Genomic DNA, 13,347 nt, shown 5'->3' with positions numbered 1-13,347 from the left:
TGGGTCATCGAGCTGACCTCGTCGAGGGACAGGATTCGCCTGGCCGCTCGGGCCTGGTCGTCCGCCATGGTCTGTACCTTTCTGGTTGGTGGTGATGACACCAGTATGACACGGAACCGGACTGATGGGCAATGGGTGTACCCGATCGGTGTGTTGCGGGGGTAGGGTGGTCTGCATGGACACCGATGAGCAGATCGGGCGGAACGTGCGCGCCCTGCGTGAGGCGCAGGGGTTGAGTCAGGCCGAGGTCGCCGCACACATGTCGCGGCACCATGCAGGCTTCTATCCGCAGACGATCACGAAGATTGAGGCGGGCCGCCGATCGCTGAAATTTGTTGAGGGGCTGCGGCTCGCTTCGCTGCTCAGGGTGAGCCCGCAGGAGCTCTTCAAGCCCAGCGGCCACGCTGTGGGGGACGTCAGGGCCACCGGGCTCATGATGAAGGCTCGTGAGGGTTACGACGCCTTGAGGCGCGGCTTCGACTTCTGGCTGCAGTCACGGGAGAAACTGCAGGCCGCCCTCGGTGGAGAGAGGGACCTGGTCTCGGAGTCGGTGGCAGAAGAGGCCCTCGCCGTCCTCGAGCAGACCCAGATTCCGATCGATGTAGAGATTGGGTTGGCGGGCGTGTTCGAGCCTCCTCTGGACCAGGCCAAGATCGAAGCGGCTCAGAAGGACGACGCCAGACGACTTGCCGCCATGTCGTCGGTGCGGGTGGAAATTGCGCAGCAAGAGGCTCAGATCCGGGCGGAGCGATGGGAGCGCCGGCGACGGGAGTCGGGGCAGGGCGAGGACGTGTCGGGGCACATCAAGCATGTGGTCGAGTCGGGGCAGGCGGAGGTCGTCGACGACCGCTCCGAGGGGTCGAAGGGTGGTGGCCGGATGGTCTGGTCTGCGGAGGGCACGGGCCTGTCAGCGGAGGACAAGCGACGTGCGGAGGACCTGGCCCGGGAGCCGACGGCCAAGGCGAAGTCGAAGAAGGGGGAGTAGTCCATGGGGCGCAGGGCTGGACGGGCGTTCATCGAGGACCGCTGGTATCGGGAGGACCGCGCCACGGGGAAGAAGGTGCCGGCCAAGCGCCACGGGGTCGGGAGGCGCTGGAAGGCCCGCTGGATCGAGGAGGACGGGCGGGAGCGGTCCCAGTCCTACGACCGCAAGGTCGACGCGCAGCGGCGCCTGGACGAGGTCACGGCCGACGTCCTGACGGGGCGGTACGTCGACGCACGGGCGGGGGAGGTCACCTTCTCGGCGTACATGGCCCGGTGGGCGGCCCTGCAGGTGTGGAAGCCGCGGACGACGGTCGGGGCGGACCTGATCCGCCGGTCGGTGCCGTTCGGCGACGTCGCGCTGAGGTCGCTGACCAAGGCCCACGTCGAGGCGTGGAAGAAGCAGATGATCGCCGACGGTTACGCGCCGCTGACGGTCAATCACCGGCTGGTGACGGTCCGCTCGGTGCTGAAGGCGGCCGTGGAGGACAACGTCGTGCCCTCCAACGTGGCGGCCAGCGTGCGTCCGGTGCGGCTGGACGGTCGGACGAAGAGGGTGGAGATCCCGCCGGCGCAGGACGTGGCCGCGGTGATCGAGGCGTCCGAGCCGCGGATGAAGGCCTACGTGGAGCTGGCGGCCTACGCCGGTCTGCGGCTGGGGGAGATCTCGGCGGTCCAGGTCGGTGACGTCGACTTCCTGCGGCGGGTGCTGCACGTCCGTCGTCAGGTCCAAGCGCGTCCTGGTGGCCCTCCGGAGGTCCGTGAGCCGAAGTATGAGAGCGTGCGCGACGTCCCGATCCCGGACGAGCTGGTGCAGACGTTGGCCCGGCACGTCGAGGATCACGGGGTCTCCTCCCAGGGGTGGCTGTTCTTCACCGGCGCGGGGCGGCCGATGCCACCGTCGTCGGTCAACAACTGGTGGGGCAGGACGACGAGGGCGGCGGGGTCGAGGGGCTGCACCTGCATGCCCTGCGGCACTTCTTCGCCAGCGGGCTGATCGCGGCCGGGTGCGACGTCGTGACGGTGCAGCGGGCGCTGGGTCACTCCAAGCCGTCGACGACGCTGGACACGTACTCGCACCTGTGGCCCGACGCCGAGGACCGGACGAGGGCGGCCGCGGGGTCGTTGGCCCGCAGGGTGCGGGAGAGCGGCGGTGCGGCCCAGGTGCGGCCCGGCGGTGCGGTGACCACCGTCTGACCTGCACCGATGGGGGGCTACGGTTCGTTCTGGATCAACGAGCCCCACAAGGTCTTCGTGGCCAGGCACGGTCGGCCCGAGCTGACGCCGACGTTCCTCACCGAGCAGCAGGTCCAGGACCTGGTGGAACGCATGCTGCGCAGCTCCGGACGGCGCGTCGACCTCAGCAGTCCGTTCGTCGACGCCTCGCTGCCGGACGGGAGCCGCCTGCACGTGGTGATCCCCGACATCACCCGGCGGCACTGGGCGGTGAACATCCGCAAGTTCGTCGTGGCCGCGGACGACCTGTCCGACCTGGTGCGGCTGGGCAGCCTCACGCAGGCGGCCGCGGACTTCCTGGCCGCCGCGGTGGCCAGCGGTCTGAACATCCTGGTGGCGGGCGGGACCCAGGCCGGCAAGACCACGATGCTCAACTGCCTGGCTGCCGCCATCCCCGCCCACGAGCGGGTGGTGACCTGCGAGGAGGTCTTCGAGCTGCAGATCAACCTGCGGGACGTGGCCGGGATGCAGTGCCGCCAGGCCGGTCTCGAGGGTACCGGCGAGGTGCCTCTGCGACGCCTGGTCAAGGAGGCGCTGCGGATGCGGCCCGGGCGCATCGTCGTGGGTGAGGTCCGCCAGGAGGAGAGCCTCGACCTGCTGATCGCGCTCAACAGCGGCCTCCCAACTGTACTTGAGGCCGCTTGATGCTCGCGCCGACTGACCCATGCGTAGCGTCGGACGCTGCATCGCCGGCCGGTGCACGTTCTAGGCGGCCTATGCGGCAATCCAAAACAACTTCTCGGGCTCTCTGAGGTAGATTGTCAAATCCGCGCCGCTACGAGGAGGTAATCGGTGTATTTTTCGGAAGCGTTCGCCATCGACGCAGAATCCCCGGAATGGGTCGACATCGTGCTCAACGACGACACGGCTCTATTCGTTGACCCTTTCCTAATCTTTCAGGACGAGAGCGATGAGTGGAAAGACGCGCACAGTGAGTTGATGGCGCATTTTCAGAAGAGCTATGACTTTCTAGCCGGGCATCAAGACAACGAAAATAGTTTGCAATACAAACGCGTTGTCGAGTGGATGAAGTTCCCAGAGCCTAGGGAGTTCTGCTTGGGGGTTTCGTCGGAGAGTGTCGACGGTGCTGGGGGAGGCCTTGGCCTCGCGAGGACCATCGTCGAAGGGATGGCCATCGCGATAAATGCAGGTATCGAGGATCTGACTCACTTCGAAGAGTTGGGTGTCCTGGTCCCCCGCATCGGGCGTGATCGCATATCGGACCTGACGTGCAACATTCTCAAGAACCGGTTCATAGAATATACGCAAAGCGTCTGTAGGGACTTTGAGATCCCAATGAAGGCCGTTCCCGTGGCGAGATCCCAATGGGATTCATCAAGGAATCGCTACGTGGACGCGGTGCATGAGCTGCCGGAAAACCCCTTCTACGAAGGTAGAGGCATTCTCTTGACGCCGAAGCGATTCGTGCGTCAATTGCCGGTGCTGGGGTCTGACGACTGGTACGAATACATTGACACTGAGTTGCGCGATGATCTGAACCTGGCCATCAGTGAGAACCTGAACAAGGCACGGATCGTGGAGATTGCTCGGTCGAATCCACAGTTGGTCAGGTCTTGGGTCGAGTCTCGCGAGGACAGGGAGCAAGGCGCTTATGACGTGGATCGCGATCCGGCGGGTCTTCTGAATTGGTTGGCGCAGGGCAGGGAAGTGGCTGACCAGTTCGCCTTCCATATGGCGGTGCAGTCGACCTCGGACTTGATGGAGTTCGTCGAGGAAGTAAATCGGAAGTTCGCGCGCTTCGTGGAGGCGCAGGGAGGCTGGTCCCTGTTGTGGAATGACGATTCTCGCAAGCCAAAGCATGAGTCGGCTATCCAGTTGCTTTACCGAGGTGTGGTTCAGGCGTATTGTGAAGCTAATGATGTGATCGTCGATCGTGAAGTGGAATTGGGTAGAGGGCCGGTGGATTTCGCGTTCTCGCGCGGCGCATCCATACGCGTCCTCATGGAGATAAAGAAGTTGAATAGTGATGCCATATGGCACGGGCTTGAGGAGCAACTTGTGTCCTATATGGAGAGTGATGGTTGCACGAGCGGGTGGTACTTGGCCGTGCAATTCTATGACTCGCCGACCCAGAAGGAACGGTTAGCCGACTTTCCAGGAAGGGTTGATGAGGCGGCTCAAGCTACGGGTTTCGATCTCCATGGACGGGTAGTGACAGCGATTCGACCCAAGCCAGCCAGCAAGGCCAAACGGGTGAAGAAGGCCACTCCCTGAGCCGCCGCATTGGCGTGACGTGGCCTGAAGTGCTTCAGGAGGTTCGATGAACGCAGGCCGCGCGAGAAGCCCAGACCCGTACACGACGGCAGGTGCTATGCCGGGTCGACGGTGGGGGTTGGATCGGCCGGGTTGGCCCCCACCCCTGGGCGAAATCTCACCAACCTCCGGGAGGACGGAGGCCGGGGTGGGGCTCGGCCGCGCGCGACGTTGAGCGTCGTCGTGCTGCCGATGCCTGCCCGCCCTCGGTGCCGGTCTTGCGCGCGTGGTGGTGCACACACAAGGCTTGGAGATTGGTGAGTCGGTGGTCCCGGCTGCGGACGACGTGGTCGACTTGATTGGCGCGGGCGCCGCACCGTCCGCGTTCGTCGTCGGTGCGCCACTGGCAGGCGTGCCGGTCACGCTGGAGCACGAGGCGGCGCCGTTGCTTCCAGTCCGGGGGGAGTTCGTCGCGACGGCGGTGGCCGGTCCACGCCATGGGCTACCGGCCCGCGGGGGTGAGGAGGCCGAGACGCCGCGCGGCGCGGGCAGGGATCGTGACCTTCGGCCTGCCCATGGTCGGGAGACCCGTCGTGGCCGACGTTGGGGTGACGCGGCGCTTGGTGACGACGGCGTTGGCGATGCGGCCCTTGTAGGCGTGGGCGCGTTTGCTCATGGGGTGGGGGCCTTCCGATAGGTGGAGTGTGGGCGGGGCAGGGACTAACGGAGAGGACTCGCCATCCGCCACTAGGCGCTCGGCAAGGGGATCCCCACCAAACGTCGGTGAGGCTCGCGGGGTAGCGTTCGTCGCATGGCCGTACCTGACTTCCAGACCGTGATGCGCCCGATCCTCGATGCACTGTCGAATGGCGATCCGCATACCCTGCAGCAGATCCGCGGGGAGGTCGCGACGACGTTGGGGGTTACGGAGGAGGATCAAGAAGAACTCCTGCCTAGTGGCAAGCAGACGACGTACTCGAACCGTATTGCGTGGGCGCTCACGCACATGGGTAAAGCGGGGTTGGTGGATCGCCCGGCCAGGGCGACTTACGCCCTGACGGACCGTGGTAGCGAGGTCCTGCAGAACCATCCTCAACGAGTCGACATGAACGTACTTAACACTTTCGACGAGTACCGAGAGTTCCGCACACCCAAGAGCACGGATGTTGAATCGCCACTAGTCGCTCCGGCAACCGCGGATGAGTTGTCGCCCAGTGAGGCGGTCGGCAACCTCCTGCAGTCCGCTGACAAGCTCTTGGCGGCTGATCTCCTGGATCGGATATTGGCGCAGCCTCCCGCCTTCTTGGAGCGGTTGGCTCTACGGCTTCTGAAGGCGATGGGTTACGGCGGGAAGGAGTCTCTCCTGGAGCACACTGGCAAGTCGGGAGACGCCGGACTTGACGGGATCGTCCGCCAGGACGCCCTGGGGCTGGAGCTGGTTGGAGTGCAGGCCAAACGCTACGACAAGGGCAACACCGTGCCAAGGCCCGAGTTGCAGGCGTTCGTAGGCGCGCTGCAAGGGGCACAAACCAATCGCGGGGTATTCGTGACGACAGGACGCTTTAGCGCGGGGGCGCGGGCGTTTGCTGAGGGGGTAGCCATGCGGCTGGTCCTCCTGGACGGGGAGGAACTCACCCGACTCATGGTGCGCTACAACGTGGGGGTGGGTGTTCGCGAGACCTTCGATCTCAAGCAGATCGATGAAGCGTTCTTTGAGGACTGACACGACGTTTAATGGAGGGAGACCTCTTAAGTTCCTCGTTCCCGGGGGACCGAGAGTGAGGGTTAGGGCTGCGGAAGACGGGGCTAAGGGTCGTAAGGGTCGGTCTTCCGGGACCATTGGCGGGCGCGGCTTTGGGGCACCCGGGGAGGGGCGTGGGGGCGCCCCTGCCCTATGTCTTCTTCTTCCGGTGAGTGGGAAGACTGCATCTGTGCCCGGAAGACCGACCCTTACGACCCTGCCGTCCCTGCAAACCCGCCTGACCTGCGGCGCATGGAGGGTCGTTGGTGTGACCCTCAAGCGACCCTGCCACAGGATCTAACGACCCTAGAAGACCCTCGGGCCGGGGGCCGGGTGGGTTTCTGGCAGGTACGTCTCAACCGCCTCCGCGTGGGCGGGGTCGGCGGGCCCGATCAACTCGATATAGCGGTCACCGTTGGACTTGCCGGTGGTGTAGGTCACGCCCGCGCGGCGGAGTGCCTCCGCGGCCACCTTGAGGGCTCGGGAGAAGGCGCGGCCGTCACTCGGGCACCATGAGACGTGGGTGTCTCCCCCGGTGTAGGACGCCGCGAGGGGACTGACGAAGTCGGCAGGCTTGGCCTTGGTCCTCCCGCCGCGCTTGGCGACGAGGGCGAGGACGGCCGCGGTGAAGGGGTCGTCCAGCGCGGAGTCCGCGAGGACCTCGTCAACGGCCCCGACGTACGCCGCATAGAGGCGCTCGTCCACGCCCGCGACCACCTGCGCGTAATCGGCCATGCGGGGCCAAGATCGGCCCTCGGCGACGAGACGGGAGCGATTGCGGAGGGAGGTAACGACGTCGTCCAGGACCGCTCCGAGGAGAGCGGGCTTGGACGCGTGATAGGCGGTCCAGAGCTCGGCCTCGGAGCGGCGCTCGGTGTCGGGGACGCGGTCAAAGTCCACGAGGGAGATCCGCTCCAGGGCGTCAGGCTTAAGACCCGGAGGGAGTGCGATGGAGGTGGAGACGCCGCTGCGCCGGTAGGTGACGGGCCGGAGACCATCGTCGGTGTAGAGGGTGCGCCGGTCATCGGTCACGCCGGTCACGAGGCGGCATATCCAGTCGGAGGTGTTCTGCGAGACCGAGGTGACGTTGTCGAAGGACACGAGATAGCGGCCCCGGGCCGCCGTGGAGTCGTCGCGCTCATTGCGTCCGGGCTCTTTGCCGAGGGCCTCTGCGGGCTCCACGAGGGAGAGGACCATGCGGGCCCGCGTGGACTTGCCCGACCCCTGCGGCCCCGTCGCCCAAAGCAACGGGCGCGGGACCTCGGAGAAGAGGGAGCCGACGAGCCACCCGCGGATCTGGAGCCATCGGCGATCCTCCGCGTCCAGCCCGAGGAGATCCCGCAGAACGGCCAGGTCCCCACCCCTGACGGGGACGGGGAGGGGCTTGGTGGCCTCGGAACGGCGGAAGAGGGGCGTTCCCTCGTCGGGGTCGCGGACGCTCCAGCCTGCTCGGGTGATCTCCACCACGCGGCCCGTGGCGTCGCCAAGGTCCAGGACGACACGGTCGTCCCCGACCTGGGCGGAACGCATGGCGACGTGGACGGGGTCGGCCTCTTCTGCGTAGGCAGCCACGGTGTCAAGGGCGTTGCTCAAGGTCTCACGGCCGAGGACCACTCCGGTCCCCGTGGCGGCCTTACGGTCCTCGCGGAATGCCTTGAGTACGTCGGCGCGGATAGCGCGGATCTCCTTTGCGATGCGGAGGGTGCCGGGCCGGGTAGGGACCGCGAAGAGGAGGCCGTCGTCGGAGCGGCGGCCAATCTGGTAGTTGTAGAGAACCCACTCCACGACGTCATTAGCTGTATGGCCCTTCTTGTCGGCAGCCGGTGCCTCCGGTGCTGCGGCCAGGGCGGTGCCCTCGGCCCTGACCTCACGGAGGGCGGCGTTGAGTCCGTCCTCGGTCATACCGAGGGCAGCGGGGAGTTCGTCGTAGGGGCGCTTCTCCTCGGAGCACGTAGCGCAATCGGTGGACGCATAGGTCAGGACGTCGTGTTCGGGGGTGAGGGTCCAGACGTTGCGGCCGTGGGGAGTGTTGCAGACCGGGCAATCCACGAGGTATCCGCACCACTTGGCAGGGTCGGGCTTGGCGCGACCTAGGGGGAAGTGCGTTTGCACGAAAGTACGGAGGTCCATTACTAGTGTCTTCTCTCAAGGTGGTAGAGGTGGACTTGTCCTCGGCGTGGCGGTGCCTAAAGACAAGGGGTGGAAGGTGGGAGTTTCGAGGGAGGTGTAAACGCGGAAAGGGTAGGTACCCGAAGGCGCCTACCCTTTCCACGTCACGATCCGCCACAGATCTCTACCACCCGACCCGGTCCGAAGACCGGGGGGTTTAGGTTTCCAGGGTTGATTGCTCATGGGCCCCGGCGTCGCCCTTACTTGGCCGTCGCCGGAGGCCAAAGGCCATCACTCCGCCATGATCTCCGCGATGATCTCCAGCATGGCGGGGGAGAGCGGCTTGGGCGGGCCAAGGATGGCGTTGGCCTGCGCGGTGTAGTCGTCATAGGCGCGGACGTCGCCACGCATGAGGGCATCGGAGGCGTGGTGCAGGAGGGCCATTCCGGCCATCTGCTTACGCCGGTTCACGAGATACCGGCATCGGTCCGAGCAGAATACGCGGTCAACGCGGCTGCCTTCGGGGATCTCATTGTGGCAATCGAAGCGGTCGCAAAACATGGGGGCTCCTTTGGTGAGAAGTGACGAACGTGTGGAAGGGAAAGGGGGGAGCGCCGGGACAGAGGTAGGTCTGTCCCGGCGCTCATGGGGAGGTCTGCGAGATCTCCCCTAGTGGCTCACGAGGTAGGTCAGGCGACCGGCTCGGCGTCGGCGATGCTCATACGGACGACGCCGGCGTTGGGTACCAGGGCTACGGTGCCCGCGGTCTCGTCCACGACGGCAAGCGGCATGGCCTGTGCGGCGACCAGGGCGCCCACGAGGGATCGGTCGGCTGCCACCGAGGAGTCGTAGTCCTGGAGAGCCCGGACGGCGCCGCTCTCGGTCTGCACCGAGGCCCCGCGGGTAGCACCCTCGGGCATGGTCGGCGCAACGAAGACGAGGGTGAAAGCCTCCTTGACGAAAACGAAGAGGTCATTGGCGCCAAGCCTGTTCGACTCTCGCAGCTCAATGCCGCGCACCTTGGTTGTGCCGGGATCGAAGCCGAAGCCACCCTCGGCCCCGAGGAGGGCCTCGTAGACGTTGGTGCCCGCGACCCCGACGATCTGAGACTCCGCGGACACGCCGTTGTCGCGGAGTACGCGGCGGGCGGCGACGACGGCCCTGTAGGGCTTGTCACGGTCGTAGGTGATCGCAGTGTTGAGCGGCGTCGCAGCGAAAGCCTCGGCGAGGAGGGCCTCACCCTTGCGGGAGATAGCGGCACACTGAGGACTAAGCACCTGCGTGGCGTAGGAGGTCAGGTCCAGCGACATATCCTTCTCGGATAGAATGACCGAGGAGTGGACAAAGTCGTCCAGTGCGACGCTAATGGCCTGCTCGGAGATCTCGTCCGACACAATGGCGGTGGTCTTGTCGCCCGCGCTACGGGTACGGGCCGGAACGGCGCCGGGTACCTTTACGCGGATGGTGGCGCCGCGGCCACCCTCAAACTCGGCCTCCAGGTGTCGCATGACGAGCGGGGCGAGGCCGCCACTGTCAAGGCCCACGAGGCTAGCGGCGACCTTGGCGATGTTGCCGGTGTCAGTGGTCAGAATAGTATTGCTCACGGTTGGGCTCTCTTTCGTAGATTGGTGTAAGTGAATTAACCGCACTCGCGGCGCACTCACCTATGAAAGGGCCTTGCCTTTATCGGTGAAAGCGGAAGGGGTCGGCGCGGACCTTGCCGCGGCGACGGGTGATACGAGGGTGAGGCCGGACGGCCGGAGAGACCTCACTAAAGGGGATCTTCATCCGGCCGTCCGGGCTCGGTGGACGGCGGCGGCGGCCACCCTTGGGAGCATGCTGCGCCGTTCGTGCTCCATTGCCGTTGTCAGGCTCGACCCTAGGACCTTGGCTATGGAGCGTATGGCCCGCGCCGCTTGGCTGGCTTCCGGCAAAGAGAGCGACCAAACGGGGGCCATGATTGGGGGGCCGCGGAGTAAAGGGCGGTCTACTCCGCGGCCGGTTCACCTGTCCATGACTTATCCGCATCGGACTTTGTTTGAGGAGGTGAGTGACTAAGGCGTGCGCCTTGGTCTACTTAGGAAGTCTGCGAGGCGATCGGGTCATTGGCTCACATCGGGCCCATATCGGCCGTTTCGACCCTTCTTGTGTGACCAGGATCACAATCGGGCCTCCAGGTCGGAGTCGCTGGAGGGCCTGCAGGCCCACGCGAGAGCCCTCGCCCACCGTGGAGGTGGACGAGGGCCGGGCGTCCGGGAGACGGGCGCTCAGACCGCTGCGAAGGCCGCGCGATCCTCACTGGCGGAGGCGTCGGCAAGAACCCCTATGGGATGGGCGGGTTGCCAGACGAGGTTGACGCGGGAAGGGTCGAGACCGTGGGCGCCACGTCGCCCCTTGGAGACGGCGAGGATGGCGAGGTTGGCGGCAAGGAGTCCGCGTCGCGCGACGTGGTCCTCCGCCGCCGTCAGCCGCTCCCACGTCTCGGCAAAGGTCTCACCTGAGGGCACGAGTTCGACCACAGGGGACTTCTGCTCCCTGCGCAGGATGACTCGACGGGCCTTGAGCGCACGGACCCGAGCCGCCAGGGCTTCGTCGTCAGCGTCCTCCTCGGCCATGGCCGAGTACAGCGCTTTGATCCCGCGCTGGACTTCGGCTAGGTCGCCGTCCGCTCTGGTGGACTCCCGGCGCTCGTGGCGTTGGAGATCGCCACAGGTGGCGAGAAAGCGGGACACAACTAGCCTTTCCAAGTTCTCAGCGGTCACGGCTACACCAGGGCAGGATCGGCCCTTGGACCGCGCAGAGCACCCATAGGCAACGTTCCCGCCCCCGTTTACACGAGGGTAGAGAGCCGAGCCGCAGGCAGCGCAAGAGACGAGACCCGCAAGGAGGCGTAGGGACCGAGGACGCCGTTCGCCGCGTTGCGTCTCCGGGCGCTGACGGGCCCAGCCGAGACCCTCGCGGAGGATCTCGACGGTGTCCGGATCCAGGACCGCGGGCCATGGGGTGACGGGGACTCCAGCATCGTCGCGGACCAGGAGTCCCCGGTGGGTCACACGGCCCATGATGGTGTCCGAGGTCAGGATCCGCGCGAGGGCTTGCACGGTCCAGGTTCGATGCCGCCTCGTGGGCACCCCGCGGGCGTTGAGGTCATGCGCGACGCCATAGGCGGACTCACCGGCGATGACGCGCGCGGCGGCCTCCTGAACGATCACAGCTTCCTCCTCCGCGACCTCAAGGACGCGGCCGGGGCCGTTCGGGTTAGCCGCGGGGCGATAGGAGTAGGGGACGGTGCCTCCGGTGTAGCGGCCAAGTGAGACCCGCTCCGCGATGGACCGCGACACTCGGATGCGCACGGCCGCCCTCTCTTGCTCGGCGATTGTGGCGAGGATGGCGGCGATGACCTCCCAGAAAGGCGTGGCGGAGTCCACGCCGTCCTTGATGCTGACGAAGCGTGCGGTGGGGGTGTCCTTGAGGGTGGTTACGAGGGCCCCGAGGGCGGGGATGCCCGAGCGGCTCCAGCGGTCGAAGCGCCAAACACAAAGTATGTCGGCGCGCCCGTCACGGAGATGCTGGAGAACGGCCTCGGTGTCGTTGTGGGCGCCGGAGACGCCGTTCTCTTTCACGACCTCCACGACGTCCCATCCCTCGGCGGCGGCGCGGGCGCGGAGATCTTTCTCCTGAGCCGCCAGGGAGGTTGAGTCATCCTTGGATACGCTGAGGCGGACGTAGAGAAGGGCTCGGGGGTTGCTCATGGCGTGTGCTCCGATGCTGGGAAGGGTCCTCGTCGGAGTGGAGGTCTGCGAGTCGGAGACGTTCCGCTCATCCGCACCTAACGAGGCTGACCTGCCCGGGATGGCGACCGTCCACGCCAACAGCGCCCGGGAGGCCGTCACCAAGATGTGCACCCTGCCGCTGCTGGCGGGGTCCAACGTCTCGGCCAGCTTCGTCGTGCCCACGGTGGCCTCCTCGGTGGACCTCGTCGTCCACCTGGGCATGGACGCGGACGGACACCGTCGGGTCCGGGAGATCACGGCCCTGCCCGGCCGGGTGGAGGGTGACGTGGTCGAGACCGCCGACATCTTCGTACGCCAGGGCCAGGACCTCGTGCGGGCCGACGGGTTCCCGCCGCACCCGGAGCGGTTCGCCCGTGCCGGGCACGATCTGGGCGCACTGCTCGGGAGGGCCTGATGGAGGGGGCGTTCTGGGGACTGCTGCTTGGCATCGGCCTGGCCAGCATCTGGTGGTCGTTCTGGCCGCGGGCGACGGGCCCGGTGCCCGTGGTCCGGCGGGGGAGGGTGGAGCGCCTCGGCGACGAGATCGTGCTCGCCGGCGTCCGGGGCCTTGGGCCGCGGACCTTCCTGGCCTTCACCGGGGTGCTCGCCCTGCTCGTCCTCCTCCTGGGGTATGCCGTCACCGGGGTGTGGTCGGTCAGCCTGTGCTTCGCGGTCATGGCCGCCTGGGCGCCGTTCGCGGTCGTGCGCGGGCGCGCCCGTTCCCGCAGGAGCACGCTGCGGGAGGTGTGGCCGGACGTGGTGGACCACGTGCACTCCGCGGTCCGGGCCGGACTGTCGCTTCCTGAGGCGCTGATCCAGCTGGGGGAGCGGGGGCCTGCCGAGCTGCGGCCCCAGTTCGTGGAGTTCAGCCACGACTACCGGGCCACGGGACGCTTCTCGGAGTCGCTCGACCGGCTCAAGGAGCGCCTCTCCGACCCGGTGGCGGACCGGCTCGTCGAGGCGCTGCGGCTCGCCCGCGACGTGGGCGGCACGGACCTGGGGCGGGTCCTGCGCGCACTGTCCTCCTTCCTGCGGGAGGACGCCCGCGCACGGGCCGAGCTCGAGGCACGCCAGTCGTGGACCGTCAACGCCGCCCGGATGGCCATGGCGGCCCCGTGGGCGGTGCTGCTCCTGCTGGCCACGCGCGGGAGCACGCTGGAGGCCTACGGGACACCCACCGGTGCCGCCGTGCTGGCTTTCGGTGCCGGTGCCAGCGTGCTCGCCTACCGGTTGATGCTCACGATCGGCCGCCTGCCCCAGGAGCAGCGGGTGCTGCGGTGATGGTGCTGACCT

At 66.7% G+C, this 13,347-nt stretch carries 10 protein-coding genes and 2 pseudogenes; 7 read left to right on the top strand and 5 right to left on the bottom strand.

Features of this window, described 5'->3' with window-relative positions; all coding sequences use genetic code 11:
- Nucleotides 1–175: 175 nt before the first annotated feature.
- The 4 genes and pseudogenes from ACQ95T_RS13740 (at nucleotide 176) to ACQ95T_RS13725 (ending at nucleotide 4,452) form a co-directional block, all read left to right on the top strand.
- Nucleotides 176–985, top strand: a complete 810-nt coding sequence (locus ACQ95T_RS13740) for a helix-turn-helix transcriptional regulator (protein ID WP_425941442.1) — start codon at nucleotides 176–178, stop codon at nucleotides 983–985.
- Nucleotides 986–988: 3 nt separating this feature from the next.
- Nucleotides 989–2,178 (top strand): annotated as a pseudogene (locus tag ACQ95T_RS13735) (tyrosine-type recombinase/integrase).
- A 30-nt stretch (nucleotides 2,179–2,208) separates the two neighbouring features.
- Nucleotides 2,209–2,841: pseudogene (locus ACQ95T_RS13730) on the top strand (CpaF family protein); the annotation flags it as partial.
- Between the two features lie 168 nt (nucleotides 2,842–3,009).
- Nucleotides 3,010–4,452, top strand: a complete 1,443-nt coding sequence (locus ACQ95T_RS13725; protein WP_425941439.1) for a hypothetical protein — start codon at nucleotides 3,010–3,012, stop codon at nucleotides 4,450–4,452.
- Nucleotides 4,453–4,933: 481 nt separating this feature from the next.
- On the opposite strand, the gene ACQ95T_RS13720 is transcribed toward ACQ95T_RS13725, so the two are convergent.
- A complete protein-coding gene (locus tag ACQ95T_RS13720) occupies nucleotides 4,934–5,107 on the bottom strand; it encodes a hypothetical protein (protein WP_425941437.1) in 174 nt (57 codons plus the stop codon).
- Nucleotides 5,108–5,242: 135 nt separating this feature from the next.
- Here ACQ95T_RS13720 and ACQ95T_RS13715 point away from each other — a divergent pair, with 135 nt between their 5' ends.
- A complete protein-coding gene (locus ACQ95T_RS13715; protein ID WP_425941435.1) occupies nucleotides 5,243–6,154 on the top strand; it encodes a restriction endonuclease in 912 nt (303 codons plus the stop codon).
- A gap of 324 nt (nucleotides 6,155–6,478) precedes the next feature.
- Here ACQ95T_RS13715 and ACQ95T_RS13710 read toward each other — a convergent pair whose 3' ends face one another.
- The 4 genes from ACQ95T_RS13710 to ACQ95T_RS13695 form a co-directional block, all read right to left on the bottom strand.
- Complete coding sequence (locus ACQ95T_RS13710) at nucleotides 6,479–8,302, bottom strand: hypothetical protein (RefSeq protein WP_431473015.1); 1,824 nt, start codon at nucleotides 8,300–8,302, stop codon at nucleotides 6,479–6,481.
- Between the two features lie 270 nt (nucleotides 8,303–8,572).
- Complete coding sequence (locus ACQ95T_RS13705) at nucleotides 8,573–8,842, bottom strand: hypothetical protein (protein WP_425941432.1); 270 nt, start codon at nucleotides 8,840–8,842, stop codon at nucleotides 8,573–8,575.
- Between the two features lie 128 nt (nucleotides 8,843–8,970).
- Entirely contained in the window at nucleotides 8,971–9,885 is a 915-nt protein-coding gene (locus ACQ95T_RS13700; RefSeq protein ID WP_425941430.1) for a hypothetical protein, read from the bottom strand.
- A gap of 663 nt (nucleotides 9,886–10,548) precedes the next feature.
- The gene (locus tag ACQ95T_RS13695) at nucleotides 10,549–12,033 is read right to left on the bottom strand and encodes a recombinase family protein (RefSeq protein WP_425941428.1); all 1,485 of its coding nucleotides are present in this window, start codon (nucleotides 12,031–12,033) and stop codon (nucleotides 10,549–10,551) included.
- Between the two features lie 100 nt (nucleotides 12,034–12,133).
- Between ACQ95T_RS13695 and ACQ95T_RS13690 the strand changes: the two genes are divergently transcribed.
- Both ACQ95T_RS13690 and ACQ95T_RS13685 read left to right on the top strand, forming a co-directional pair.
- Complete coding sequence (locus ACQ95T_RS13690; protein ID WP_425941427.1) at nucleotides 12,134–12,469, top strand: hypothetical protein; 336 nt, start codon at nucleotides 12,134–12,136, stop codon at nucleotides 12,467–12,469.
- Nucleotides 12,469–13,335, top strand: coding sequence for a type II secretion system F family protein (locus ACQ95T_RS13685; RefSeq protein WP_425941425.1), 867 nt, complete (start codon nucleotides 12,469–12,471; stop codon nucleotides 13,333–13,335). Before ACQ95T_RS13690 ends, ACQ95T_RS13685 begins: the two co-directional genes overlap by 1 nt.
- Nucleotides 13,336–13,347: the final 12 nt, after the last annotated feature.

The sequence above is a fragment of the Ornithinimicrobium carbonis genome (genome assembly GCF_050703245.1).
Taxonomy (GTDB): domain Bacteria; phylum Actinomycetota; class Actinomycetes; order Actinomycetales; family Dermatophilaceae; genus Ornithinicoccus.
Note: the sequence above shows the minus strand (reverse complement) of the source record. Positions and strands in the feature narration are given on the sequence as shown.

Bases quoted from the DNA above. Each gene is read 5' to 3' on its own strand.
- ACQ95T_RS13685 (WP_425941425.1), top strand. From the start codon at position 12,469: ATGGAGGGGGCGTTCTGGGGACTGCTGCTTGGCATCGGCCTGGCCAGC.
- ACQ95T_RS13690 (WP_425941427.1), top strand. From the start codon at position 12,134: ATGGCGACCGTCCACGCCAACAGCGCCCGGGAGGCCGTCACCAAGATG.
- ACQ95T_RS13695 (WP_425941428.1), bottom strand. From the start codon at position 12,033: ATGAGCAACCCCCGAGCCCTTCTCTACGTCCGCCTCAGCGTATCCAAG.
- ACQ95T_RS13715 (WP_425941435.1), top strand. From the start codon at position 5,243: ATGGCCGTACCTGACTTCCAGACCGTGATGCGCCCGATCCTCGATGCA.
- ACQ95T_RS13710 (WP_431473015.1), bottom strand. From the start codon at position 8,302: ATGGACCTCCGTACTTTCGTGCAAACGCACTTCCCCCTAGGTCGCGCC.
- ACQ95T_RS13740 (WP_425941442.1), top strand. From the start codon at position 176: ATGGACACCGATGAGCAGATCGGGCGGAACGTGCGCGCCCTGCGTGAG.
- ACQ95T_RS13720 (WP_425941437.1), bottom strand. From the start codon at position 5,107: ATGAGCAAACGCGCCCACGCCTACAAGGGCCGCATCGCCAACGCCGTC.
- ACQ95T_RS13705 (WP_425941432.1), bottom strand. From the start codon at position 8,842: ATGTTTTGCGACCGCTTCGATTGCCACAATGAGATCCCCGAAGGCAGC.